At 33.3% G+C, this 26,659-nt stretch carries 18 protein-coding genes and 1 riboswitch; of the genes, 13 read left to right on the top strand and 5 right to left on the bottom strand.

Annotation, left to right across the window (positions count from 1 at the left end; genetic code table 11):
* Positions 1 to 135: 135 nt before the first annotated feature.
* Positions 136 to 882, bottom strand: a complete 747-nt coding sequence (locus NCC77_RS02865; RefSeq protein ID WP_095928090.1) for an electron transfer flavoprotein subunit beta/FixA family protein — start codon at positions 880 to 882, stop codon at positions 136 to 138.
* A 500-nt stretch (positions 883 to 1,382) separates the two neighbouring features.
* Between NCC77_RS02865 and NCC77_RS02860 the strand changes: the two genes are divergently transcribed.
* The 5 genes from NCC77_RS02860 to NCC77_RS02840 all read left to right on the top strand — a co-directional run bounded on the left by NCC77_RS02860 (position 1,383) and on the right by NCC77_RS02840 (position 9,067).
* On the top strand, positions 1,383 to 2,360 hold the full coding sequence (locus NCC77_RS02860) for a pyruvate dehydrogenase complex E1 component subunit beta (protein ID WP_008466560.1): 978 nt from the start codon (positions 1,383 to 1,385) through the stop codon (positions 2,358 to 2,360).
* Between the two features lie 70 nt (positions 2,361 to 2,430).
* A complete protein-coding gene (locus tag NCC77_RS02855; protein WP_250834277.1) occupies positions 2,431 to 4,932 on the top strand; it encodes a DUF5686 and carboxypeptidase-like regulatory domain-containing protein in 2,502 nt (833 codons plus the stop codon).
* A 260-nt stretch (positions 4,933 to 5,192) separates the two neighbouring features.
* Positions 5,193 to 5,792: a DNA-3-methyladenine glycosylase family protein gene (locus NCC77_RS02850; protein ID WP_250834276.1), complete on the top strand. Its 600-nt coding sequence runs from the start codon at positions 5,193 to 5,195 to the stop codon at positions 5,790 to 5,792.
* Between the two features lie 111 nt (positions 5,793 to 5,903).
* Positions 5,904 to 6,434, top strand: coding sequence for an inorganic diphosphatase (locus NCC77_RS02845; RefSeq protein WP_111288276.1), 531 nt, complete (start codon positions 5,904 to 5,906; stop codon positions 6,432 to 6,434).
* Positions 6,435 to 6,547: 113 nt separating this feature from the next.
* Positions 6,548 to 9,067, top strand: a complete 2,520-nt coding sequence (locus NCC77_RS02840) for a sodium-translocating pyrophosphatase (RefSeq protein ID WP_250834275.1) — start codon at positions 6,548 to 6,550, stop codon at positions 9,065 to 9,067.
* Between the two features lie 97 nt (positions 9,068 to 9,164).
* Here NCC77_RS02840 and NCC77_RS02835 read toward each other — a convergent pair whose 3' ends face one another.
* The 3 genes from NCC77_RS02835 to NCC77_RS02825 form a co-directional block, all read right to left on the bottom strand.
* The gene (locus tag NCC77_RS02835; protein WP_250834274.1) at positions 9,165 to 9,833 is read right to left on the bottom strand and encodes an Imm6 family immunity protein; all 669 of its coding nucleotides are present in this window, start codon (positions 9,831 to 9,833) and stop codon (positions 9,165 to 9,167) included.
* 126 nt (positions 9,834 to 9,959) lie between these two features.
* Complete coding sequence (locus NCC77_RS02830; RefSeq protein WP_095928085.1) at positions 9,960 to 10,574, bottom strand: deoxynucleoside kinase; 615 nt, start codon at positions 10,572 to 10,574, stop codon at positions 9,960 to 9,962.
* The gene (locus tag NCC77_RS02825) at positions 10,574 to 11,389 is read right to left on the bottom strand and encodes a hypothetical protein (protein ID WP_250834273.1); all 816 of its coding nucleotides are present in this window, start codon (positions 11,387 to 11,389) and stop codon (positions 10,574 to 10,576) included. Before NCC77_RS02825 ends, NCC77_RS02830 begins: the two co-directional genes overlap by 1 nt.
* Positions 11,390 to 11,601: 212 nt before the next feature.
* On the opposite strand from NCC77_RS02825, the gene NCC77_RS02820 reads away from it, so the two are divergent.
* From NCC77_RS02820 to NCC77_RS02810, 3 genes are all read left to right on the top strand, one after another.
* Positions 11,602 to 12,489, top strand: a complete 888-nt coding sequence (locus NCC77_RS02820; RefSeq protein ID WP_250834272.1) for a GLPGLI family protein — start codon at positions 11,602 to 11,604, stop codon at positions 12,487 to 12,489.
* A 48-nt stretch (positions 12,490 to 12,537) separates the two neighbouring features.
* On the top strand, positions 12,538 to 15,225 hold the full coding sequence (locus NCC77_RS02815; RefSeq protein WP_250834271.1) for a carboxypeptidase-like regulatory domain-containing protein: 2,688 nt from the start codon (positions 12,538 to 12,540) through the stop codon (positions 15,223 to 15,225).
* A gap of 92 nt (positions 15,226 to 15,317) precedes the next feature.
* Positions 15,318 to 17,582 carry a CDC27 family protein gene (locus NCC77_RS02810; RefSeq protein ID WP_250834270.1) on the top strand — a complete coding sequence of 755 codons (2,265 nt, stop codon included), beginning with the start codon at positions 15,318 to 15,320 and terminating at the stop codon, positions 17,580 to 17,582.
* Positions 17,583 to 17,661: 79 nt separating this feature from the next.
* On the opposite strand, the gene metK is transcribed toward NCC77_RS02810, so the two are convergent.
* A complete protein-coding gene (metK, locus tag NCC77_RS02805) occupies positions 17,662 to 18,912 on the bottom strand; it encodes a methionine adenosyltransferase (protein ID WP_035645622.1) in 1,251 nt (416 codons plus the stop codon).
* Between the two features lie 552 nt (positions 18,913 to 19,464).
* Between metK and NCC77_RS02800 the strand changes: the two genes are divergently transcribed.
* From NCC77_RS02800 to NCC77_RS02780, 5 genes are all read left to right on the top strand, one after another.
* Positions 19,465 to 22,311, top strand: coding sequence for a TonB-dependent receptor plug domain-containing protein (locus NCC77_RS02800; RefSeq protein WP_250834269.1), 2,847 nt, complete (start codon positions 19,465 to 19,467; stop codon positions 22,309 to 22,311).
* Between the two features lie 338 nt (positions 22,312 to 22,649).
* Entirely contained in the window at positions 22,650 to 22,826 is a 177-nt protein-coding gene (locus NCC77_RS02795) for a hypothetical protein (RefSeq protein ID WP_250834268.1), read from the top strand.
* 77 nt (positions 22,827 to 22,903) lie between these two features.
* Entirely contained in the window at positions 22,904 to 24,208 is a 1,305-nt protein-coding gene (locus NCC77_RS02790; protein WP_250834267.1) for an O-acetylhomoserine aminocarboxypropyltransferase/cysteine synthase family protein, read from the top strand.
* Between the two features lie 213 nt (positions 24,209 to 24,421).
* Entirely contained in the window at positions 24,422 to 25,510 is a 1,089-nt protein-coding gene (locus NCC77_RS02785) for a homoserine dehydrogenase family protein (protein WP_250834266.1), read from the top strand.
* 646 nt (positions 25,511 to 26,156) lie between these two features.
* Positions 26,157 to 26,357 carry a hypothetical protein gene (locus tag NCC77_RS02780; RefSeq protein ID WP_250834265.1) on the top strand — a complete coding sequence of 67 codons (201 nt, stop codon included), beginning with the start codon at positions 26,157 to 26,159 and terminating at the stop codon, positions 26,355 to 26,357.
* Positions 26,358 to 26,547: 190 nt separating this feature from the next.
* A riboswitch (SAM riboswitch) is annotated at positions 26,548 to 26,655 on the top strand.
* Positions 26,656 to 26,659 lie beyond the last annotated feature (4 nt).

Below are 26,659 nucleotides of genomic sequence, written 5' to 3'. Positions count from 1 at the left end.
GATTTTAGATTTTAGATTTCAGATTTAAAAATTGAAATCTAAAATGATTATTGATTTTAGATTTTGAAGTGAATCAAATGTTGAGTTTTAGATTTAGTATTGCGATCTGCAATCTAAAATCTAAATTCTACAATCTTAAATCACCTTTGCCTCGTTGTGTAATAAATTGATTAACTCATCTAAATTATCTGCAGAAACTAATTTTACTGCCGATTTTGGAGCTGGTTTTTCAAATTTCACGGCTTTTGTATTTACAGCAGCATCAACTGGCTCAAGAATAGTAAGAGCCTTAGTTCTGGCTGTCATAATTCCTCTCATGTTCGGGATACGTAAATCTTTTTCTTCAACAAGACCTTTTTGACCTCCAATGATTAAAGGAAGAGTCGTGCTTACTGTTTCTTTTCCACCGTCGATTTCACGAACAGCTTTTACATTATTTCCGTCAACAGTTAAAGAAGTGCAAGAGTTTAAGAAATTAGAACCTAAAATACCAGCGATCATTCCAGGAACCATCCCTCCATTATAATCTAAAGATTCTTTACCAGCAATTACTAAGTCGTAACCACCGTTTTTAATAACTTCTGCCAATTGTTTTGCAACAAAAAAACCATCAGTAGGGTTTGCATTAACACGAATTGCTTCGTTTGCTCCAATTGCCAAAGCTTTACGTAAAGTTGGTTCAGTATCAGGACCTCCGACGTTTACAACCGTTACATTTGCGCCTTGTTGTTCTTGGAACCAGATAGCACGTGTAAGACCGAATTCGTCATTAGGGTTAATTACATATTGTACGCCATTGGTGTCAAATTCTGAGTCACCGTTGGTGAAGTTGATTTTTGAAGTAGTATCAGGCACATGGCTGATGCAAACTAGTATTTTCATAAGTATATATTTTGAATTTATAATATGCTTTTACAAATTTAGAATTTAATTTGGAATAATTATACTATGCATGCATAATATTTTTTAAAACTATTACGATTTCGAAGATTGTGCAATTTTGGATGATTTTCATCGTAATCCAAAAATAAAATAATATACATTTTGTCTGATTGTTAGGAATTTTGCAATGATAGAGGGCTGGAAAGCGAATTAAATTTGTCTGATAAATACTATTTTTTGGTTTTCTGCGTTATGATGAATGAATTTTGGAGAGACAAGAATTAAACAAATCCATAAAAGTTTGTCTGAAAAATATTTTGAGGAGATTAAGTGTGATTTATACGTTATTATATCGATTTCGTAATTATCACAATAAAGATTAAAAAGTTAAAACAAGAGAACAGATAGAAGTTCATGCGATTTTAAATTCAATTTATGCTTTTAAGTTATTTAAAATATTTATTTTTGCTCTTCAGAAAATTCAACATACAATATAAAATATGAGAACAATACAATTTAGAGAGGCCATTTGCGAAGCGATGAGTGAAGAAATGCGTCGCGATGAATCCATATATTTAATGGGAGAAGAGGTTGCAGAATACAATGGAGCTTACAAAGCTTCTAAAGGAATGCTTGCTGAGTTTGGTGAAAAGAGAGTAATTGATACTCCAATCGCTGAGCTTGGATTTTCAGGGATTGCAGTAGGTTCTGCAATGAATGGAAACCGTCCTATTGTAGAATATATGACATTCAACTTCTGTTTAGTTGGTATTGATCAAATTATAAATAACGCTGCTAAAATGCGTCAAATGACAGGAGGACAATTTAATGTGCCTATCGTTTTCCGCGGACCAACAGCTTCTGCTGGTCAATTAGGAGCTACTCACTCACAAGCTTTAGAAAACTGGTTTGCTAACACTCCAGGTCTTAAAGTTGTTGTTCCTTCAACTCCTTACGATGCAAAAGGACTTTTGAAATCTGCTATCCGTGATAACGACCCAGTTATTTTCATGGAATCTGAGCAAATGTACGGTGACAAAGGTGAAGTGCCAGACGGAGAATACACAATTCCTCTAGGTGTTGCTGATGTTAAACGTGAAGGAACAGATGTAACAATTGTTTCTTTCGGAAAAATTATCAAAGAAGCTTTTATCGCTGCTGATGAATTAGCTAAAGAAGGAATTTCTTGTGAGATTATCGATTTAAGAACAGTTCGTCCAATGGACAAAGATGCAATCTTAAAATCGGTTAAAAAAACAAACCGTTTAGTAATTCTGGAGGAAGCTTGGCCAGTTGCCAGCCTTTCTTCTGAAATATCTTATATCGTACAAGAACAAGCGTTTGACTTCCTTGATGCGCCAATTCAACGTATTACAACTGCAGATACTCCTGCACCGTATTCTCCAGTACTGCTTAAAGACTGGTTGCCAAATGCAGGTGATGTAGTAAAAGCAGTAAAAAAAGTATTATATAAATAATACAAATACAAAATACTCATAAAACTTCATCAGACAAACATGGATTGGTGAAGTTTTTTTTTACTTTATAATGAACAAATTAACTCTACTTCTCTTATATTTTTTATTTGCATTTGCGAATGTTGCTACTGCACAAACTAAGGTGAGTGGAGTTGTTTTGGACAAATCGAACCAGCCAATACCTTTTGCAAATGTTGTATTTAAAGGTTCTAATATCGGAATTGTGTCTAATGAAGACGGACGTTTTTATTTAGAATCGCCAAATACGTATACGGCACTTATTGTTACTTCGGCAGGATTTTCAGATAAAGAAGTTCCTTTAGAAAAAGCTGTTAATTATAATTTCAAAATTGTATTAGGCGAAGCCGAGGCGCTAAATGAAGTTGTAATTTATACGGGTAAAACTTCTAAAAAGAACAATCCCGCATTGGATATTTTAAGAAAAATCTGGGAAAGAAAACGTAAAAACGGACTTTATCAGTTTAATCAATATCAAATGCAGAAGTATGAAAAAGTAGAGTTTGACATGAACACTATTGATAGTGCATTCATGAAAAATAAGCTTTTTAAAGGAATGGAGTTTATCTTCAATCATGTTGATACTTCAGATGTTACAGGGAAAACGTATCTGCCAATTTTTATCAACGAATCGGTTTATGATGTTTACGGTGATAATAAATTAAAGAAAGTAAAAGAAAATATAACAGGAAATAAAATGTCTGGTTTTAATGGAAATCAGCAGATTTTATCTTTTGTAAAAGACCTTTATTCGGAGTATAATATTTACGATAATCATCTTAAATTTTTTGATAAAAGTTTTACAAGCCCACTTTCAAGAACAGGAATTGATGTTTACAATTATGTCTTAAAAGACAGTGCATTTGTAGATAAAAAATGGTGTTATAATATTGTCTTTTATCCTAGACGTAAAAACGAATTAACTTTTAAAGGAGATTTTTGGGTTAACGATACCACTTTTGCGATCAAGAAAATTAATATGGGTGTTACGAAAAGCGCCAATATTAACTGGGTAAAAGATATTTATATCGAACAGGAATTTGATGTGCAAAACGATTCCATTTTTCTTTTGACGCGTGATTACATGATGTCTGATTTTGCTTTAAATAAAAAAGAAAAATCAAAAGGAGTTTACGGTAAAAGAACCACTTTATATCGCAATCATAAATTCAATATTCAGAAACCCGAGAAGTTTTACAAAGAAGAAGTCAATTTTATTGATAATGCAGTTTATGATCGACCGCCTGAATTCTGGGACGAAAATCGTTTTGAAAAATTAAATAAAGACGAGCAGGGAATTTATAAAATGCTCGATACATTACAAACGGTCAAGAGATTTAAGCAGTTGTATAATCTCGTCTCCATTTTAGGAAGTGGTTATGTTGAGTTTAAAAACTTCGATTACGGACCAATTTTTTCAACTTTTGGATATAATGAAGTCGAAGGATTGAGGTTAAGGGTAGGAGGAAGAACCTATTTTGGACCAAATGATCCTTGGCGTATTCAAGCCTATACAGCTTACGGATTTGATGATAATAAATTCAAATACGGAGTTTCTGGAAAATGGATGGTTGACAAGAAAAACCGTGTTATTATCTCTGGAGGAAATAGGCGTGATATTGAACAAATTGGTGCAAGCTTAACTACAACAAATGATGTTTTAGGGCGAAGTTTTGCTTCTTCTGCATTGTTTACAACGGGAAGTAATGGTAAGCTGACCAATATTAATCTGAGTAATGTTTCTGTTGAAATGGAGGCTAAAAAGAACTTTATAGTTCAGGCTGGTTTTTCTTATCGAACATTAGAATCGGCATCAAAAACATTTAGTTTAGATTATTATTCGACTTTACCAACTCCTGAAAATCCAGCTGGAGTTATTGAAAATGCAGTAAAACAATCTGAAGCCAATATTCAATTTGAATATATGCCTAACCGTAAAACTATTGGTTATGGTGTTGAAAGAGATTTAGTTGATAGCCCATTTAGTCATTTCTTTGTGAATTTTAGTTATGGTTTAAAAGGAGTTTTTGACAGTGATTTTGCTTACGAAAAAATTCAAGTTTTCTACAGACAGCCAATCATTATTGGACCTTTAGGAAGAAGTAATATTACAGTTGAGACAGGAAAAACATTTGGTACAATTCCGTTAGGTTTGATGAGTGTAATTCCGGGTAACCAGACTTATTTTACGATAGAGAATACATTCAGTAACTTGAATTTCTACGAATTCGTTACGGATCAATATACGACTCTGCAGTGGAATCATGATTTTGGAGGAAGATTATTTGCAAGAGTTCCTTTTATGAGAAAACTGAATTGGAGAGAGTTTGTTGGAGTAAGAGCGGTTCACGGAACAATTTCTGATGCTAACCGCGCGATTAATGCTTCTGGATTGCCTTATAATGCTCCAGAGAAAGTGTATTGGGAATATCATGCAGGAATTGGAAATATTTTTAAAGTTTTTCGTATTGATTTTTCTTGGAGAGGAAATTATTTAGATATGCCAGATGCTCACAAATTTGCAATAAAAGGATCTTTCGGATTTTATTTCTAGTTGCATTTAGGGGTAAAGGCTCAAAGTTACAGAGTCGCAAAGGTTTAAAATCTTTGCGGCTTTTTTGTGTTTTAATATTTTTTTTCACGCAGATTCTGCGGATTTGAGCAGATAAACACAGATTAAATAATTTAAGATTGGAAAAATAGAATTTGCTTAAATCCACAGAATCTGCGTGAAAAAAAACTTAGCGCCTTTACGTCTTTGCGATAACTAATTTCATTTTTCTTATTTTTGATTTACTTTCAAAATCCAAAACCATGCAAGAAGCTATTGATTTTCTTTCATCTAAAAATCCAATATTTCTTGAAATCATAGAAATATACGGATTGCCTCCAATTCCAAAACGCCCGCCAGGTTTTGAAACTTTGGTTTTACTTATACTCGAACAGCAGGTTTCTATTGATTCGGCGAAAGCTACTTTTTTAAAAATAAAAGCTTACAAAACTTGCAACCCTGAAAACATGGCCGTTTTGTCTGATGAAGAATTTAGAAATCTAGGAGTAAGCCGTCAGAAAACAAAATACATCAAAATCTTAGCGGAAGCAGTTTTAAACAAAGAATTAGATATTGAAAGTTTAGCTTTGAAATCTGCAAAACAAGTTCGCGAAGAACTCATTAAATTAAAAGGAATTGGTAATTGGACAATCGATATTTATTTAATGTTTTGTCTAGAAGAGCCCGATTTGATTCCGCTTGGCGATATTGCAGTAATCAATACCATCAAAGAATTGCTTAATATTCACGATAAACAGGAAATGGAAATTCATGCAGAACAGTGGAGTCCATATCGATCTTATGCGACTTATTTACTTTGGCATTATTACCTGAAGAAGAGAAATCGAAACATTACCTATTAAATGCTTGTATTTTAAACTCTAATGCGGATAATTTAACCTTGTTTTTTGTTGTAGAACTAGATTCTTTAGTTATTTTTGCAACCGAAATTATAGAAATAATAAAAAACGAAAATGACCGCAGACAAATTAACGACTTTCGATGTATTAATCGAAATACCAAGAGGAAGCAGAAATAAATATGAGTACGATTTTGAAATCAAAAGAATGCGTTTTGACAGAATGTTATTCTCTTCAATGATGTACCCAGCAGATTACGGATTTATTCCAGAAACTTTAGCTTTAGATGGTGATCCTCTTGATGTATTAGTTTTGGTAAACGAACCAACTTTCCCTGGATGTGTTATGGAAGTTAAGCCAATTGGTGTATTCCACATGGCAGATGATAAAGGACCAGACGAGAAAATTATTTGTGTACCAGTTTCAGATCCAATTTGGAATTCATTAAATGATCTTTCTGATATCAACCCGCACTTAGTAAAAGAAATCGAGCACTTTTTCCAAGTTTACAAAGATCTTGAAAACAAAAAAGTAGATGTTGAAGGATGGGGAGATGTTAAAGAAGCTTACGATATTATCGCAGAGTGTACAAAGCGTTTTGATGACATTGAAAATAAACCGGCAGGATTATTTAGTATTAAATAATTTTAACCGCATTCTAATATAAAAAAAGCAATACTACCGTCAGGAGTATTGCTTTTTTGTTTAAATTCGTTTTAGTTAGATTGTTGACTATTAACCAAAACCATTAAAATATTATGAATGCATTTATGATTTACCTGCCTATTGTAATGGCAGTTTTAGGATTACTTTTCATGGGAATAAAAAGGACTTGGGTTTTAAAACAAGATGCTGGAGACGGTAAGATGAAAGAGATTTCAGATTACATCTACGAAGGAGCCTTAGCCTTTCTAAAAGCCGAATATAAACTATTAACCATCTTTGTAATTATTGCCAGTTTAGCTTTGGCAGGAATTACTTTTATTCCGGGAGTAAAAACACATTTATTAATCGTAATTGCATTTATTTTTGGTGCTTTATTTTCAGCTTATGCTGGAAATATCGGAATGAAAATAGCAACTAAAACAAACGTTAGAACCACCCAAGCGGCACGTACTAGTTTACCGCAAGCTTTAAAAGTTTCTTTTGGCGGTGGAACTGTAATGGGGCTTGGCGTTGCTGGTCTAGCTGTTTTGGGTTTAACATCCTTTTTTATCATTTTCTTTCATTTATTTTCTGATGGAGTTTGGAAAGATACGGATACCATGACTGTTGTTCTAGAAACTCTTGCAGGATTTTCATTAGGAGCAGAATCAATTGCTTTGTTTGCCCGTGTTGGAGGTGGAATCTATACTAAAGCAGCTGATGTTGGAGCCGATTTAGTTGGTAAAGTAGAAGCAGGAATTCCAGAAGATGATCCTCGTAATCCTGCTACAATTGCAGATAACGTAGGAGATAACGTAGGAGACGTTGCCGGTATGGGAGCCGATTTATTTGGGTCTTATGTAGCAACAGTTCTAGCAGCAATGGTACTAGGAAATTATGTTATAAAAGATATGGGCGGAAGTATTAATGATGCTTTCGGCGGAATCGGTACAATTTTGCTTCCAATGGCAATTGCCGGTTTTGGGATTATATTTTCCATAATAGGAACACTTTTAGTGAAAATTTCAGATGATAATGCCAAAGAAGCACAAGTTCAAAAAGCTTTAAATGTAGGAAACTGGGTTTCGATTGTTTTAACAGCTGTAGCTTGTTTCTTCTTGGTACAGCACATGCTTCCAGAAACGATGCAGATGAGTTTCTTTGGAGAAGGATCAAAAGCGATTTCGTCAATGCGTGTTTTCTACGCTACATTGGTCGGATTAGTTGTTGGTGGAGCTATTTCATCAGTAACAGAATATTATACAGGATTAGGGACAAAACCAGTTTTGGCAATTGTTCAAAAATCATCTACAGGAGCAGGTACAAACGTAATTGCTGGTTTAGCAACAGGTATGATTTCGACTTTTCCAACGGTATTATTGTTTGCTGTTGCAATTTGGATTTCGTATGCTTTAGCAGGATTCTACGGAGTAGCTTTAGCGGCTTCAGCCATGATGGCGACAACTGCTATGCAATTAGCAATTGATGCTTTTGGACCTATCTCTGATAATGCTGGAGGAATTGCCGAAATGAGCGAATTGCCAAAAGAAGTTCGTACCAGAACCGATATTTTAGACTCAGTTGGAAATACAACAGCAGCAACAGGAAAAGGATTTGCTATTGCTTCTGCAGCTTTAACTTCATTAGCATTATTTGCAGCATACGTAACTTTTACAGGAATTGACGGAATCAATATTTTTAAAGCTCCAGTTTTGGCGATGTTATTTGTCGGCGGAATGATACCGGTAGTTTTCTCGGCTTTAGCAATGAATTCTGTTGGAAAAGCGGCAATGGATATGGTGTACGAAGTTCGCCGCCAGTTCAAAGAAATTCCTGGAATTATGGAAGGAACAGGAAAACCAGAATACGGAAAATGTGTTGAGATTTCTACAAAAGCTGCTTTGCGAGAAATGATGCTTCCAGGGATTTTAACGATTGGTTTCCCAATTTTAATTGTTCTTATAGGAAAGTTAGTTTACTCAGACAACAATCAGTTAATTGCTGAAATGTTAGGAGGATATATGGCAGGAGTTACAGTTTCTGGAGTACTTTGGGCAGTTTTCCAAAATAACGCAGGAGGAGCTTGGGACAATGCGAAAAAATCTTTTGAAGCAGGAGTTATGATCAACGGAGAAATGACTTATAAAGGTTCTGATGCACATAAAGCTGCAGTAACAGGAGATACAGTTGGAGATCCGTTTAAGGATACTTCTGGGCCTTCTATGAATATCTTAATTAAATTAACTTGTTTGATTGGATTGGTAATCGCTCCAATTTTAGGCGAAGGTAACGCGCCATCAGATATTGCTACAAAAGCTTCTTGCTGTGCTAAAACAGAAATGCATGCAGGAATGTCTAAATGTGGCGATATGTCTGGAATGACAAAAGAAGAATGTATTAAAATGTGTAAAGAAAAAGGTTGTTCTGAAGAAGAAACAGCTAAATGTTTAGCTCATTTTGATGCGAAAGGAAAATACTCTCATACCGAAAGCCAATCAGTTCGTGTTGAAGTTAAAAATATTAACGGAAAAACTACAGGAACTGTTACTAAAACAGAAAACGGTAAAACAACCACAGAAGTTTTTGAAGGAACTGAAGAAGAAGTTTTAGCAAAAGTTGAAGCTGCGAAATAATTTACGATCTATCCTAACAGGTTTTGGAAATCTGTTAGGATAATTAAAAGCAAAAGCCTCTAAATATTTTTTAGAGGCTTTTTTTGTTTAATAATCACTAGAATAGATTTTTTAATATTTCTTCTTTAAGGGTGTAATTTCTATCAATTTTATATTGCTGTAAATAGGATGTTAGATTACTAATATATTTTTTAGAATTTGGGACACATTGTTTAAAACATTTTACGAAATGGTTTAAAAGCTCATCATCAACTAATGCAATCGGCTCGGGAAAGTATTTTGTGTTTTCTTTTTCATAAGCTTTTCTGCTAGTATATGCGACAGAATCAATAATGCAGTTCCAGACGGAAACATCGAGTTCATTTTTTGATATTTCTTGTAATATTGTTATGCTGTTATCATTTTCGTTATCTAATAAATTGTATAAGTAATAACCCATATTTTTTTGTTCTTGTAACCAAGTCCAACAATCATCTAGGGCTTTTTGAGCAATTTCTTGATTTTTTGTTTGATCAAATTTAGATACGGTTTGTTGAGAAAGAACTAGAAAGAAGATAATCTTTTTCTCAGGTTGCATGAGTTTTATACTTTCTATAATCTCTGGTTCTGGAATTGGATAATGGATTTGTTCATACTGTTCTACAAGATTCACTAATATGTTTAATTCATTGGCTTCATTTGAATTTGGTTTAGCTTCAAAAATCCTATTTATTCGTTCTAAAGCTAAATCATAATCATACTCTGTTTTAATTAGTTTTATATTCATTTTCAACCGACTTTTAAATTTCTTCTTTTTATCAATCAACTCAAAAGTAAGTAAATAAATACAAAAGCCTCTAAAAAAATATTTAGAGGCTTTTTTTATTTCGTGTAAATCTGCGTAATTAGTGTTTTAAAACAATCCGTTCAACTCAGCATCAATTCTATTAATGATATCACCCAAATCTTCAGGATTGTCAACAAAATTGATATTATCAACATCAATAATTAAGAGTTTTCCTTTAGTGTAAGTCTGAATCCAAGCTTCATATCTTTCGTTCAAACGGCTTAAATAATCAATCGAAATAGAGTTTTCATATTCGCGTCCGCGTTTATGAATTTGTCCCACTAAATTCGGAATAGAACTTCTTAAATAAATCAATAAATCTGGAGCTTTAACCAAAGATTCCATTAATTCAAACAACGACGTGTAATTTTCAAAATCACGACTCGTCATTAATCCCATTGCATATAAGTTGGGAGCAAAGATATGAGCATCTTCATAAATCGTTCTGTCTTGAATGATTCTTTTTCCGCTTTCGCGAATTTGCTGCACTTGACGGAAACGGCTATTTAGGAAATAAATCTGAAGATTAAATGACCAGCGCTCCATTTGATGGTAGAAATCATCCAAGTACGGATTATCAACAACATCTTCATAATGAGGTTCCCATTTGAAGTGTTTCGCCAATAATTTGGTCAGAGTGGTTTTCCCTGCGCCTATGTTTCCTGCTATTGCTATGTGCATTACGGTGTTACGATTTTATAATTTGATATATCTGTAGCTGTAAAAATAGATAAAATTTGGTCTTTGTAATAAAAATTGTCAAAGGTTTTTTCTAAAATTTTAATCTCAGAAATTACCTCTGGATTTGACTTATTAATACCTTTAAAGTACAGTAAACGGTTCTTACTGAAAAGATATTGTGAAGGGCTAATTATAACAATTTTATCAAAATCTCCTATTGGGCCTAATGAAGTGATTTTTCCAAAAATATCACAAGAATACCCGTTGTTTTTTTTATCAATCCAATAGAAAGTATTAAAATCGGTTTGATAATATTGAATTGGTTCAGTCAACGGAATTGAAACCGTTTTGTATTCATTTTTTAAATAATCAAAAAGTCCAATTTGCTGATTTAAAGTATTGTAAATCCATAACTGGTTTTGCGTTGACATTCCGATGGCACTTACTACAATTGGCGCTGCATTTTGCGAAAAGTTAATTTCGGTCATTTTATTCAATTGATTGTCTAATAAAACGACACTGTTGAAATCTTCATAAAACAAAACAATTTTTAACGGATTTTGAAGATCGACTTTTGTAATTTTTCCCAAAGAAACATTCTTGTATTCGAAGATTTCTTTTCCTTTAATTTTGCTAAAAACGTTGTTCGTAATCTGATAGGAATATCCAAACGAATCGTATCCTAAAAATTCATCAGCAGCGTTTTTATACTGCGAAATTAAAGTTGGATTTATGCTCAGATCCTGAGCTGAAAGCGCATGAAAAGTGCAGAAAAGAAATACGGAAAATAAAATTTTTTGCACGTTTCTATACATTAGAAAATTAATTTACAAGAGCACCAAATTACAAAAAACTCTTCTTAAAATTCAATTTGGAGTCTTAAACCTTTTTAAAATCTAATAGTCTAAAAAATAAGCGGTTCTATCTATACCTTAATGCCGTTTATATATTTAGTTTTTTGAATTTTAAAATAAGTAATACATTTGAATGTAAGCTTTATCGGATTTACTCACTTAAAGAAAATGAAATGAAAAAGATATTTTTTTATATGACTTTACTGCTTGTTTCTGCACAAATTCAAGCGCAAAAAGATTTTCAAGGAATGGCTGTTTATGAGTCAAAAACACAGGCTCCAAAATTTGAAGGCATGCGCGGGAATAGAGATATTACCCCAGAAATGCAGAAAAACATGGAAGAGCGTATGAAAAAAATGCTAGAGAAAACATTCATTTTAAATTTCGATAAAGCAGCATCGATTTACAAAGAAGAAGAAAAACTAGAAGCGCCAGGTCAGCAGCAAGGAGGTTTTCGCATGATGTTTGGTTCGCTTACAGGTGGAGGCGGTACTTTTTACAAAGATGTAAAAACAAAAACGTATACGGTTGATAAAGAGTTTATGGGTAAAGAATTTCTTGTGGTTGATTCGCTGCCAAAATTAGACTGGAAACTGGAACAAGAAACCAAACAAATAGGTGGTTACAATTGTTACAAAGCCATAGCGGTAAAACAAGCCAGCAAAACCGATTTTAGAAATTTCAGACCTAAAAAGGATGAAGATAAAAAAGAGGAGGCTAAAAAGACTTCGGGAGATACCAAAACGAATTTTGCTGATAACTTCGAAATTCCAAAAGAAATTGTTGTGACAGCTTGGTATACACCTGAAATTCCTATAAATCAAGGGCCGGAAAATTACTGGGGACTTCCTGGTTTAATTTTAGAAATCAATGATGGAACTACGACAATTTTGTGTTCAAAGATCGTTTTGAATGCTAAAGAGAAAGCGGAAATAAAACCTTCTAAAAAAGGAAAAGTAATTTCTCAGAAAGAATACGATGAAACGGTAATTAAAAAAATGGAAGAATTTAGGGAGATGAACCGTGGCAGAGCAGGCGGGCCTCCTCCAATGGGAAGATAAAATTTATAAAATCCAAATTCCAAAATCCAAACTTCCAATATTCTTATCATGAATAAGACACTTTTTTTATTTGCCTTACTTTTTACATCTATTTCCTTTTCGCAAAGTATCCGTTTTGATGGTTTAATTCAAGACGAACAGAAAAATCCGTTGGAAATGGCCAATATCATGGCGATTAACAATGGCACCAAAGCAATGGATTCATACGGAATCACCAATGATAAAGGAAAGTTCCAGCTTACTTTAAAACCTAATACAGCTTACACTATTAAATTAAGTTATTTGGGAATGAAATCTAAGGAAATAGCTGTAGTTACAAAGGCTGAGAACATGACTCAAAATATTGTTATGGATGGTGCTGGAATCGAATTGGAAGGTGTAGAAATTGTTCGAGAAATGCCTGTTTCTATAAAAGGCGATACAATTGTTTACAATGCAGATTCTTTTAAATCGGGAACAGAAAAAAAGCTCGAAGATGTTCTGAAGAAATTGCCCGGAGTTGAGGTAAATGCCGATGGTGAAATCGAAGTTGAAGGGAAAAAAGTCAGTAAATTGATGGTGGAAGGAAAAGATTTTTTTGACGGAGATACCAAATTAGGCGTTAAAAATATTCCGGCCGATGCTATTGATAAGGTTCAGGTTTTAAGAAATTACAACGAAGTAAGCGCACTTAAAGGTCTAGAAAACGATCAAGATAATGTGGCAATGAATATCAAATTAAAAGAAGGAAAAAAGAACTTTTGGTTTGGAGATGTGACTGCTGGAATTGGAGTTGCAGAATTGGATAGTCGCTATATTATTAATCCGAAACTATTTTATTACAGTCCAAAATACAGTATTAATTTAATTACCAATTTTAATAATATCGGAGAATTACCACTTACTGCACAAGATTATTTTAAGTTCACGGGCGGATTTAAAAATATGATGAAAAAAGGCGGAAGCAATTTTAATGTTTCTTCAAATGATTTAGGGATTTCATTGCTTCGAAATAATCGCGCTAAAGAAATCGAAACCAAATTTGGGGCAACAAACTTCGCTTATTCTGTAAATAAAGCTTGGAATATAAGTGGTTTCGGAATTCTTTCAACTTCAAAAACAGATTTAGAAACCAAATCTCAAACTACGATTTTAGATTCTGGAGATCAGCAGAAACGTGATGAAATGACGCATCAAAAGAATAATTTGGGACTTTTTAAACTGAGTTCGACTTACAAGCCAAATGATAAATTTCAGTTTGATTATGATATCCTGACCAAATTATCAAAACAGAATGAAGATACAGATTTGCTTCGTGAATCGGTTGTTAGTGATGTTTCTGCGGTAGAAACTATTTTAACTCAAAAGAAACAAGATCCAACTTCTATCAATCAAAATCTGAGTTTGTATTACACGCAAAGCAGTAAAAATATTTTTGCTTTTGAAATGCAGCATTTGTATCAAGACGAAAATCCATTTTATAATGCCAATTTAAGAACACAGCCTTTTGATTTATCAGGATATATTACGGGACAAAATCGAAACGACTTGAACCAAGATCGTTTTGTAAAAACCAATAAATTGGATGCCAAATTGGATTACTATTATATGGTAACGCCAAAAAGTAACATCAATATTACAGTAGGAAATACCTATTCGTATCAAAACTTCAATTCTCACATTTTTCAAATGCTAGATAATGGAGATAAAAATGACTTAAATGATCCTGAAAATAATAATGATGTTGATTATAGTTTTAATGATGCCTTTTTAGGTTTTCATTATAAAATTCTAACAGGGAAATTTACATTAACGCCTGGGGTTAGTGTGCATACGTATCAAATGACAAATGGGCAATTGGGAACCGATTATTCTCAGAATTTCGTAAAGGTCCTTCCTGATTTCTTTGCTTTATATCAAATCAAAAAATCGGAAACGCTTACCTATAATTTCTCTTTAACAAACGATTTTACCGATATTAATCAATTGGCTTCGGGTTATGTTCTGTCAGATTACAGCAGTCTCTTTCGCGGAAATCGTTTCTTAGAAAATGCGACCTCGCAAGTGCATTCGCTTCGATATTTTAAATATAACATGTTCAATTTTGAGAATATTTTTGCCAATGCAACTTATACAAGAAAAGTAGATGCGATTAAAACAAAAGCTAATTTTGACGGAATTAATCAGTCTTCTGTTCCTTACAATTCCAATTTGGCCGATGAAACTTTTACAGGAATGGGAAATTACGGGCGTTCGTTTTTAAAAAATTATAAAGCTTCTGTCAATGCTAGTTTTAATTGGTCGAAATTCAATAATATTCAAAACAATCAATTATCAACTACAGAAAGTTTCAGTCAAAGTTATACCGTTAAAGCTTCAACAAATTATAAAAATCTTCCTAATATCGAATTTGGTTATAATCTTTTGGTTAATAAATACAGTGGTTCAACTTTTTACACCGACAAGCCATTTGCAAGATTAGACTATTATTTCTTGGATAGTTTTTCTTTTGTTTCAGAATACGAATTCTATCATTATTATAATGGAGATAAAATGGTCGATAATGAATATGATTTCTTAAGTGCGAGTTTGGTTTATCAAAAAAAGAATAGCAAATGGGAATATAAAGTTTCGGCAACCAACCTGTTAAACACGACTTATCTTAACGACGACAGCTTTTCTCAGTTCTCGACTCGAGTTTCTCAATACACAGTTCAGCCGCGTTATGTCATATTTTCTATGAAATACAATTTGTAGTATTTTTGGTGCTAATATTGTGGTTTTTGTGATTTGTTTAATGAAGAATCAAATATCTTTGCGATATAGTATTAACGACAAAAAACGTAATCATGCGCAATTTTATCTGGAGTGTATCGCTCCTGTTTGCTGGAATTTCTATCTCTTTCTCTCAAACAAATGGCATCGAAAAAGGAACTTATTTATCTACAAATAAAGGAGGAAAGATTAAGCTAAATTTATTAGACGATAATAAATACGAATTGGTTTTTTATTCGGGAGGTTACGAGATTAAAGGCGATTCGCTAGTTTTTTTAAAAAGCACTGAAAATAAAACAAATAGATTTGATCTTACTTTTGCTAAAGATAAAAAGGCAAAAAAAGTTAAGATTAAATTCTTAAATCCATCTTATTATTCTTTTTATATTGGAACCCAAAAAGGTGCAGAATCGGTGCAATACGAGAGACTTTCTGATATAAAAACGAAAGTAGATCCTGATTATATTAAAACAGATTTAGATTTTGAAATAGAGAAAACCAACTTCCTTTATTTGGTTTACGAAGATTATGACGGAAAAAGCGATGTGAGTAAATATGCATTGCCAAAAGATGTTTCGGAAGTGACGATCAATTATGATATGGCAGTTTTAAGCGATTTAAATCTTATTGGATCTTTTGATAAAAGAACAAGAGAATTGAAAATTTCTGATCAATACGGAAAAGATCCTTTGGTATTTATAAATGAAAAAGAGGAGAAACCTGCTAAAGCTCCAACAGTTGTTCCCATTGAAAATCAAACCATAAAAAATTGGACGTATCCAGGAAAAGAAAATGTTTTAATAAATGATGATTTTGGTTCTGGAGTAGCTGTGGATAGTGCAGCTGTAATAGTTGATGCTGCCGCAGTTGATGCGACAATTCCTCCGCCAGCGTATACCAAATATGATTTTAAATTAAAAGTTGAAAACAATCTAAAAAAGGCAATAGAATCTACAAAAACGGCAAATAACAAGTTTTTGGTTGTTGTAGTTGACCATAAGGATAAGATTGCAAAAGAAAATTTTGATGCTTTTGTAAAGGAGCAGGAAACCCAGACGGGATATAATATGTACGATTCTTATAATGCTCTTTATGATATCTACAATTATTATTTGGCTGGAGCCGATGATAAAAAATGGCTTAAAAACAATAAAATTGCAAGCGACCAAAGTGTAATTATTTTAAATGGAAGTGGTGATCTGCTTGCTGTTGCAAAATCAGACTTAACTACGCAACAATATCAATTTAGTTATTATGGAGATTTCTATAGAAAACTTCAGAGAGCAAATGCATTCCTTTCTATAGATAAAGTTTTAAAGAACAAAAAAGCTTCAGACTCAGATTTAATTGCAGCTTTTAATAAGGCAGCCTTATTAGAAACATCTTATGATTATGATTCAGATTATACAGTAAACGATCCTAATTCGACTGAATTTGTAATTACAAAAACAGCTTTAAATCAAAAAGAGGTGGCTCAAACTTGGAAAAAGTTGATTGAAACGCATCAAAAAGATAAAGTTGCCAATATGTATTTGGTAGAAACGATTATTAAAGAAATCAAAAACCAAGGATTTACAAAACAGCTTTTTAGTACAGATAGAATTCTAAACGATACAGATTTCTTAGCAATCGATTATTTGCTAAATCACTCAGAAGATATTGACCGTAATCGTGCAGATTTTAATAGCAAACAAGGAGAACTTCATACCATTGGGAATGTGGTTTCTGAAGTTTCAGATGCATTGCAGCAAAATCTATATCTTGCTCAAGATGGCGTTTCTGGAGAGATGAATAAAGAAAAGATCAATTCTATTTATAAAAAGATTATTGCTTCTGGAAAAGGGAATTTCGATTCTTACAGAAACTATTTTTATTATTTAGGCCAGCTTGAAGATCAGGACGGTTCAAACACAACTTATTTAAAAGAGTTCAACACTTATTTTGATAATACTTTAGCAGGAACAAGTCCGATAGAAAAATTAGACGCTATTTTTTCTGGATTAGATTCAAGTTCAAGCTATTCTTATGATGGATGGAATTCATTCAAACTTTACCATTCAGATATCTGTAACAATGCGGCATGGACAGTTGTGTTAAAACCACAAAATTCAAACTTTATTAAAGATGCTATTAAATGGTCTGAATATAGTTTGGTGATCTCTAAAAACAATCCGTATTATTTAGACACTTTAGCGCAATTGTATTATAAAGATGGACAAAAAGACAAAGCTATTGAAACGCAAGTTTTAGCAGTAAAGTTTATCACTAGTGATATGGATGAAGAAACTGCAAATCAAATGAAAGAAGTTTTAACTAAAATGAGCAACGGAACTTACTAGTTTTAGTAATTATAGAAGTAAAAAAAAGGCTGTCTAAAATTTTAGACAGCCTTTTTTAGTATTTAAAATTTAGATTGAATTACAATCCAAATGCAGCTTTTACTTGGTCAACAAAATCAAGTTTTTCCCATGTAAACAACTCAACAGTAACCGTTTTTTCGTTTCCGCCTGGAGCAGAGAAAGTTTTAGTTACAGTTTCAGGTTTACGTCCCATGTGTCCGTAAGCAGCAGTTTCGCTATAAATAGGGTTTCTTAATTTTAATCTTTGTTCGATAAAGTAAGGACGCATATCGAAGATAGCCTCTACTTTTTTAGCGATTTCACCGTTAGTTAAGTTTACTTTAGAAGTTCCGTAAGTTTCAATGAAAATTCCCATTGGTTCAGCAACTCCAATTGCGTAAGAAACCTGAACTAAGATTTCGTCAGCAACACCAGCAGCAACTAAGTTTTTAGCGATATGACGAGTTGCATAAGCAGCACTTCTATCAACTTTACTTGGATCTTTTCCAGAGAATGCACCACCACCGTGAGCACCTTTTCCACCGTAAGTATCAACAATGATTTTTCTTCCTGTTAAACCAGTATCTCCGTGAGGTCCTCCAATAACGAATTTTCCTGTTGGGTTAATATGGTAGTTGATTTTATCGTTAAATAAGTGAGCGTGCTCTGGGTTTTTAGCGATAATTCTTGGAATCAAGATTTCGATAATATCTTTTTTGATTTTAGCCAACATTGTAGCTTCTTCATCAAAATCATCATGTTGAGTTGAAATTACAATCGCATCAATACGAGTTGGTTTGTTATCGTCGCTATATTCTAAAGTTACTTGAGATTTAGCATCTGGACGTAAATACGTGATTTCTTTGTTTTCACGTCTTAAAATAGCTAACTCTTGTAATAATTTATGAGATAAATCTAATGCCAACGGCATGAAGTTTTCAGTTTCGTTTGTAGCGTAACCAAACATCATTCCTTGGTCACCTGCACCTTGCTCTTCTGGCTTAGCTCTGTCAACACCTTGGTTAATATCTGCAGATTGCTCATGAATAGCTGAAAGAATTCCACAAGAATTCGCTTCAAACATATACTCACTTTTAGTATATCCAATTTTACGGATTACTTCGCGAGCGATTTGCTGAACATCAAGATAAGTATTCGACTTTACTTCACCTGCTAAAATAACCTGACCTGTAGTAACTAAAGTTTCACATGCTACTTTAGAATCAGCATCAAATGCCAAAAAGTTATCGATTAATGCATCCGAAATTTGATCTGCAACTTTGTCTGGATGCCCTTCACTAACAGATTCTGACGTAAATAAATAAGCCATAATAATGTAATAATAAAATATTAGTTTTTAAAAATTTAAGCAGGGAAAGTAATTGCTAAAAAGGGCTAAAGGAGAGTTCCTGCTTTAGCATTTTTTACTACTGAAATGAATCTTTCAGCATTCATAACGAAATCATTTCATTATGAAGAGGTTGCAATCAGTTCAAATTTTTCCTCTGTTTCGGGTGCAAAGGTATGAAACCATTTTGATTTGCAAATTAAAGTTCAACTTTTTTTATTTTTTCTAGCAGAAATTTAACAATAACATACTATTTTGATAGGGTAATAGAAAATAATTTGTTTTTTGTTTGGTCGATTAAAAAATAGTTTGCAACTTTGCCCCGTTAAAACAAAAGAAACAAATGAGATTTACAGTTTGCAATATGATGTCTTGTAAGATGCCGGAGTTATCCGCAGAGACGCTATTGTAATTATTTTTCAATAAAAATATAAATAGAACCTCTGCCGAACCGCAGAGGTTTTTTTTATGCCAAAAATAAACCTGTAAGATTTTTTTTAAGCCAAAAACAATAATTAATCAGTAAAAAAAGAAATGAAGAAAAATGTACTAATCGTTTTAGGTCTTGTGACTTTTTCAGGACTTTATGCTCAGGACAATAAAAAAGAGCAGGATAGTCTAAAAAACAACGAACTGTCTGAAGTTACTATTATTGGATCAAGAAGTAAAAACAGAGTTAAAACAGATGTGCCGGTTCCGGTTGATGTTTTTAACGTATCAGAAATAACAAAAGGAGCACCGCAAACGAGTGTAACTCAAATTTTAAATTATGTTGCGCCGTCGTTTACGAGTAACCCAACATCTACAGCAGATGCAACAGACCACGTTGACCCTGCACAATTAAGAGGATTAGGACCAGATCAGGTTTTAATTTTAGTAAACGGAAAAAGAAGACATACAAGTGCTTTAGTAAACATAAACGGATCGCCAGGAAGAGGGTCTGTAGGAACAGACTTAAATGCAATTCCGTCTTTTGCAATAGAAAGAATAGAAGTTTTACGAGATGGAGCTGCCGCACAATATGGTTCTGATGCGATTGCAGGAGTCATTAATATTGTTCTAAAGAAAAACGCTAATTATTTGACAGGAGGAATTCAGTATGGAGCCAATTTGTCTTCGGGATCAAATAATTTTGAAGGAGGAGCAGACGGTCAAACTGCCCAAATCGATTTAAACTACGGAACTTCATTAGGTAAACCGGGAAGTTTCTTAAATGTTACAGGAACTGCGGTAACAAGACAAGCAACGAGTAGAGCAGGAATAAGAAGTAATGGAATTTTTAATGCTTACAATGCCGTTGAAAATAGAGCGGCGCAAAATGGAGTAGAAATCAACTCTTTGTTTAGCAATATTAATACAACTGCAAACTCGGCTCAGATTTTGTCTTCTTTAAAACAATATGCGCCGCAAGTAGGTTATTTTACAACAGCACAACAAAATGCTATTGCATCTGCATCAACAATTGCGCAAATGCAGACGGCTTTAAATTTTGACGTAACTAATAATGAATTGGCTTACAGAGGTCAGCAGAGAAGTGATTATAATATGAGTGTTGGGCAGTCAGAATTGGCTGCAGGACAATTGTATTTTAATGCTAAATATCCTTTGAGCGAAACCACTTCTTTATATTCTTTTGGAGGGGTTTCTTATAGAGGAGGTAAATCGTATGCGTTCAATAGATTGCCAAATGGTTCTGGTACTTTCACGCAAGTGTATCAAAACGGATTCTTGCCAGAAATTGAATCAAAAATTTTAGATGCTTCAGCAGCAATTGGTGTAAATACACAATTATTTGGGTTTGATACCGATTTAAGCACCAACTTAGGAACAAACTCTTTTAATTATGATGTGAATAATTCTATCAACGCGACTTTAGGAACCAATTCTCCTTTTAGCTTTGATGCCGGAAAAGTTTCGTTTTTACAGAGCACTACCAATTTGGACTTTAGCAAAAAACTGGATGTTCTTTCTGGGCTGAACGTTGCTTTTGGAGGTGAATTCAGATATGAAAACTACCAAATTAAAGCAGGAGAAGAAGCTTCTTACGGATTATATGATGTAAACGGAAATTTAGTTTCAGGAATTCTGCCAAGTAATTCACCATTGATTGTAACTGACTTCTTCGGAAACAAACGTGGAGCAGGAGCGCAAGGATTTTCAGGATTTCAGCCTTCGGATGCTAAAGAAAAAGACAGAAAAAGTGGTGCCGCTTATGTTGATTTAGAATTGAATGCCACTGAAAAATGGCTTATAAATGGAGCTGCGCGTTATGAAAATTATTCAGATTTTGGAAATACGGTTACGTTCAAACTGGCTTCTCTTTTAAAATTAAATGATAATATCAATTGGAGAATTTCTGGACAAACTGGTTTTAGAGCGCCTTCTTTGCAGCAAAGATATTTTGAGTCAAGTTCTACTCAGTTTATCAATGGATCTCCATACCAAGTGGGTTATTTTACAAACGATTCACAAGCGGCAAAAAGTATTGGAATTGAAAGTTTAAAACCAGAAAAATCAAAAAGCATCAGTACGGGATTTACATTCAAAATTCCTGAAGCTAACATAACCATTGCAACTGATGCTTATTTTACAAGAATCAACGACAGAATTGTATTGTCTGGACAATATTCTAGACCAACAGATGCGCAAATCGGTGCTGCAACTTCGCCAGAACAAGCAGAGGCATTGACTTTGTTTCAACAAGCATTTGATTTGAAAGGCGTAGAAAGAGCTTCATTCTGGACAAACGGAATCGATTCTGAAACAAAAGGGATTGATTTGGTAATTTCTCAGAAATACGATGTAATTCAGGATTTCACAATTAGAAACGATTTTGCATTTAGCTTTAATGAAACCAAAAGAGTAGGGGATCTGCATATTCCGCAATCTATAGTGAATGCAGGAGGAGAACCTTACATTTATTCTTTCTTCCCAGAATCAAGCCGAGTATATTTAGAAGAAGCGATTCCGAAATTGAAAGCCAATTTGATGACTACTTTCAATATTAAAAAACTAGATATCTATTTAAGAAACAGCTATTTCGGAAAAGTTACAGATCCAGGAGCAACAGATGTTAATCTGGACGGATTTTCTTCTGTGTACGAACATCCAGAATACAGCGCAAAATTGGTTACCGATTTGTCTTTAGGATATCAGATCAACGAGCATTTGAGAGCTACAATTGGAGTGAATAATATAGGAGATGTTTATCCAGACAGAAATAATCCTGCAACTCCTGCCTTTACAAATACAACTCCAACTTTGTCGCCTGCGCCAAGTACAGATTTGACAAATGCGAATCAGTTTGCTTATTCAAGAGCAGTTTCTCAATTTGGGTTAAACGGAAGATTTGGTTTTGCACGCTTAAGCTTTAAATTTTAATTAAAATAGGCTCTTTCAGGCCTTTATTTAAAAGGCTTGAAAGAGATTCTAAAAAAAATAGTATAAAATTTCAATTTTAATTTGGTCGTTAAAAAAATACTTATTACATTTACTCTATCGAATTAGTCGAATTTAAAAAATAGTCGAATTCAAATTTTAAATCAAAATGAAAACAATAGCAAAAAGAAATATGATGTGTTGTGAGATGATGCAAATGTGCATCCCAATTTGCTGTTGCCAAAAGTGAAAGAGACAATCTTTGTTATAGTTAAACTATAAGCCCTTTTGGTCGCCATCCGAAAGGGCTTTTTTATTTCCAACATTTTAAATTTTAAATCATGAATACACTAGATATAAATACAATCGCATTTCAATACTTATTAAGAAATAATAATTCGGAAGAAGTATCAACTGAAACTCCAAAATATGATCCTGCACAGCAGATAAAAACGCAGAAATCATTACTGTTTCATCTATATGATCTTGAAGAAGAAGCTGAAGATATTTTGGCTTAAATCAATTTCAGATTCAATAGCAATATCAATTACAATATATATAAACGTATTAAAAATACCTAAAAAACTAAGAAATCATGAGTACACAAAAATTTGCAACAAACGCATTACATGCAGGTCACGACGTTACTAAAAATTCAGGAACAAGAGCCGTGCCTATTTACCAGACATCATCATATGTATTTAATAACGCAGATCATGCAGCCAATTTATTTGGTCTTGCCGAAGCTGGATTTATCTACACGAGATTAAACAATCCGACAAACGATATTTTAGAACAGCGTTTGGCAGCACTTGAAGGCGGAATTGGAGCTGTAGTAACGGCTTCTGGAGCATCTGCAATTTCAACAACTTTATTGACACTTTTAAAAGCGGGAGATCATATTGTTGCTTCAAATAGTTTATACGGAGGAACTTACAATCTATTAAAAGTTACCTTGCCAAGATTAGGAATTACTACCACATTTGTAGATCCTTCAAAACCTGAAAATTTTACCAAAGCAGCAAAAGAAAATACAAGAGCTTTCTTTGTGGAGTCTCTTGGAAATCCAAAATTAGATGTGCTAGACTTAAAAGCAATTTCGGCAGAAGCCAAAGCATTCAAAGTGCCATTTATAGTAGATAATACAGTTGCGACACCTTATTTATTAAACCCAATTAAATATGGTGCCGATATTGTAATTCATTCCTTAACTAAATATATCGCAGGAAACGGAACTTCATTAGGAGGCGTTATCATTGATGCTGGAAACTTTGATTGGGCAAACGGGAAATTTCCTGAATTTACCGAGCCATCTGCAGGATACCACGGATTAGTATATCATGAGGCCTTAGGAAATGCAGCTTTTATAGCAAAAGCTCGAATTGAAGGTTTGCGTGATTTTGGTGCTGCTTTAAGTCCATTTAATGCTTTTCAGATTATTCAGGGACTAGAAACACTTCCAATTCGAATTAAGAAACACAGTGAAAATGCTTTGGCTCTAGCCGAATGGTTAGAAAAACAAGATGAGGTGGTTTGGGTGAATTATCCAGGTTTAAAATCGAGTAAATATAATGATCTGGCCAAAGAATATCTGCCAGAAGGACAAAGCGGTATTATCACTTTCGGATTAAAAGGAGGTTTTGATGCTGCTAAAAAAGTGGTTGATGATACTAAATTATTCTCTCTGCTAGCCAATATTGGCGATACAAAATCGCTGATTATTCACCCAGCAAGTACTACGCACCAGCAATTAACAGATGAAGAACAAATAGAAACAGGCGTTTCTAAAGATTTGATTCGTCTGTCTGTGGGAATTGAAGATATTGAAGATTTAATTGCTGATTTGCAAACTGTTTTTGAGAGCGTTTCGCTTTCTCAATTCAGCATCAATAAAAATTAGGTTTTTTTGTTTTTTGTTTGAAAAATTGCCTTTAGCGAGTGGTTTTGCTAAAGGTAATTTTTTATGAAAAGCATCTTTATAAAATTTAAACCCTAAAAGGAATATAAGTGCATTTTGTAGAGAAGCACCGTAGTGCGTCTAACCTGATAAACGTTGGAATATTAAATGAACTTATATCTCTTATATGGTTTCAAAAATTAAAAAATAGAAATTATGTCAAAGCTTAAAATAAACATTATCCTTTTCGGAATTGGAAATATCGGAAGTACTTTGATTAATCAGATTGTCGAAAGTCAGGAGTTTTTTCTTGAAAGCAAAAATGTCGATTTTCATTTTCCCATAATAACCAATTCGACGGTTGCTTTTTTTGAGAAAGAAGGCGTTGGTTATGCTTGGGAAACCAATTTTAGACAATTGGCAGTTCCTTTTAAAGTAGAAGATATTGTCGAATTTGCACAAGAAAACGAATTTGAAAACTTGATAGCTGTAGATGCAACAGCCAGTGATGAATTGGTAAAGCATTACAATACACTAATCAAAAACGGATTCAATATTGTAGCGGTTAACAAAAAAGCCAATACGCTCCCGATTGACTTATATAAAGAACTACGAGCGAATCTTAAAAAGCATGGCAAAGAGTTTTTATATGAAACCTCTGTCGAAACTGGGATTCCCGTTTTGCAAACCTTAAGAGATTTGTATTATTCGGGCGAAAAAATCACAAAAATTCGAGGTGTTTTCTCTGATCATCTAAGTTATGTTTTTAATCGATTTTCATCAGAAGAAGTTTCGTTTTCATCTGTTTTAAAAGATGCGAGTCTTTTAGGATTAATGAAGTCAAACTTTAAAGAAGATTTGTCAGGAAACGATACAGCAAGAAAACTTTTGATATTGGCCAGAGAAATAGGAAAAGATTTTGAACTTTCAGACATTAAAATCAAGCCATTTATAACCGAAGAGCATTTGGAGAAAAACGGAGTGCTAAACAAAGACGCTCTCGATAAATCTTTTAAAATCACCAAAATTACTCAAGCAGAAAATCATGTATTGAGATATGTGGGTGAGTTTGATGTTGAAAAAGGGATTTTGGAAGTTAAGTTGATTTCGGAACCAGTAGATTCTCCAATCGGACAATTGAAAGGTTCTGATGCCATTTTTGAAATTTTCACTAAATCTTATGCCGACATTCCTATCGTAATTCAAAGTGCTCCGCCTTGCAAACAAGCGATTTCTAGAGGAATTATAACCGATATTCTGAAAATTGCGGAGCGAATTAGGAGCAAAGAAGCTGTTTGGCTTTAATTTTTTAGTTAAAAAAAAGAAAAAAGAGAAAAAAGTTCTTTGATAAATTGATTTGTCAAATGGAGTCATGAAGAAAAAATTAGCTTTTTTGTAAGTTTTTTACCTTTGTTATTTCGTTTTCGTTTTTGTAAGATGTTTTTTGTCGTTAAAAAACACATTTTCAACGAATTTTGTAATTAAATTCTTGAATTTTATTTGTGTAATAAAAAAAATATTTGCATATTTGTTATACCCAAAAACTACTAGAAATCAAATGAACTTAAAAGTCAACAAAATGTTTTGTGCCATTTCGGTTAAGACCGAGGCTGGGGTGTCTATTGCTTAAAAAAATTGTAAGAATACAATAACAATATAGTAAGAGCCTCCGATAGAAATATTAGGAGGCTTTTTAATTTAACAGAAATGCAAAATTTTAAAATACAATATAAATCACAGATGAATAAATCCTTACAGATGAACAAGATGTTTACTGTCGCGGTTATTTGCGCATACGTCTGTTGATACTAAAAGCATACTGAGTGTAAAAACTTAAACCCTTTTGGTATCTAAAAATCCAAAAGGGTTTTTTTATTCGGTAAAACGAATTAACAAAAAGATAAACGAGAAATAAAGATTATAAAACACAACTTAACTAAAACTTAATATCATGAGCAAATTGAACTACTTCGCAGAAAAAATTTCTAAATTGAAAAATAGAAGGACAAAAAATAGTAATCCACCGCCAACAAACGAATTGGCTCACCCAAGATTCGGAATGACAGAGGAAGATAAAAGTGCTGAGAAAAAAGCACCAAACTCTTTATTGTTTTTGATGTATTCAAAAGAAAATGAAACGCTTTTTATCTAAACGGAAAAGCATCATAAACTAGGTGAAAACCTGCTTAATTTTACTGGGCATTTTTGTTCGGTAAATTTTTGCGTATAATAGTTTTTGCTAAGGTATGTCACAGAAATTTAACAAACACTTTTAGATAAAATTTGTTTGTTAGCGAAATTAGTAGTTAATTTGCACTCGTTAAGTTCAAACACGTATTGAAATGTTATAAAGAAAGGACGAGGGATTAGACCCAATGAAGCCTTAGCAACCCTTCGGTAAAGCGAAGAAGGTGCTACATTCTACCACGCCAAACGTGGAAAGATAACAACAAG

Origin of the sequence: Flavobacterium tyrosinilyticum, assembly GCF_023656565.1 — a bacterium.
Classification (GTDB): Bacteria; Bacteroidota; Bacteroidia; order Flavobacteriales; family Flavobacteriaceae; genus Flavobacterium; species Flavobacterium tyrosinilyticum.
The sequence above is the reverse complement of the archived record's forward strand: the minus strand, read 5'-3'. Positions and strand labels throughout refer to the sequence as shown.

Coding starts and splice junctions, on each gene's coding strand:
- NCC77_RS02865 (WP_095928090.1), bottom strand. CDS start 882: ATGAAAATACTAGTTTGCATCAGCCATGTGCCTGATACTACTTCAAAA.
- NCC77_RS02860 (WP_008466560.1), top strand. CDS start 1,383: ATGAGAACAATACAATTTAGAGAGGCCATTTGCGAAGCGATGAGTGAA.
- NCC77_RS02855 (WP_250834277.1), top strand. CDS start 2,431: ATGAACAAATTAACTCTACTTCTCTTATATTTTTTATTTGCATTTGCG.
- NCC77_RS02850 (WP_250834276.1), top strand. CDS start 5,193: ATGCAAGAAGCTATTGATTTTCTTTCATCTAAAAATCCAATATTTCTT.
- NCC77_RS02845 (WP_111288276.1), top strand. CDS start 5,904: ATGACCGCAGACAAATTAACGACTTTCGATGTATTAATCGAAATACCA.
- NCC77_RS02840 (WP_250834275.1), top strand. CDS start 6,548: ATGAATGCATTTATGATTTACCTGCCTATTGTAATGGCAGTTTTAGGA.
- NCC77_RS02835 (WP_250834274.1), bottom strand. CDS start 9,833: ATGAATATAAAACTAATTAAAACAGAGTATGATTATGATTTAGCTTTA.
- NCC77_RS02830 (WP_095928085.1), bottom strand. CDS start 10,574: ATGCACATAGCAATAGCAGGAAACATAGGCGCAGGGAAAACCACTCTG.
- NCC77_RS02825 (WP_250834273.1), bottom strand. CDS start 11,389: ATGTATAGAAACGTGCAAAAAATTTTATTTTCCGTATTTCTTTTCTGC.
- NCC77_RS02820 (WP_250834272.1), top strand. CDS start 11,602: ATGAAAAAGATATTTTTTTATATGACTTTACTGCTTGTTTCTGCACAA.
- NCC77_RS02815 (WP_250834271.1), top strand. CDS start 12,538: ATGAATAAGACACTTTTTTTATTTGCCTTACTTTTTACATCTATTTCC.
- NCC77_RS02810 (WP_250834270.1), top strand. CDS start 15,318: ATGCGCAATTTTATCTGGAGTGTATCGCTCCTGTTTGCTGGAATTTCT.
- metK (WP_035645622.1), bottom strand. CDS start 18,912: ATGGCTTATTTATTTACGTCAGAATCTGTTAGTGAAGGGCATCCAGAC.
- NCC77_RS02800 (WP_250834269.1), top strand. CDS start 19,465: ATGAAGAAAAATGTACTAATCGTTTTAGGTCTTGTGACTTTTTCAGGA.
- NCC77_RS02795 (WP_250834268.1), top strand. CDS start 22,650: ATGAATACACTAGATATAAATACAATCGCATTTCAATACTTATTAAGA.
- NCC77_RS02790 (WP_250834267.1), top strand. CDS start 22,904: ATGAGTACACAAAAATTTGCAACAAACGCATTACATGCAGGTCACGAC.
- NCC77_RS02785 (WP_250834266.1), top strand. CDS start 24,422: ATGTCAAAGCTTAAAATAAACATTATCCTTTTCGGAATTGGAAATATC.
- NCC77_RS02780 (WP_250834265.1), top strand. CDS start 26,157: ATGAGCAAATTGAACTACTTCGCAGAAAAAATTTCTAAATTGAAAAAT.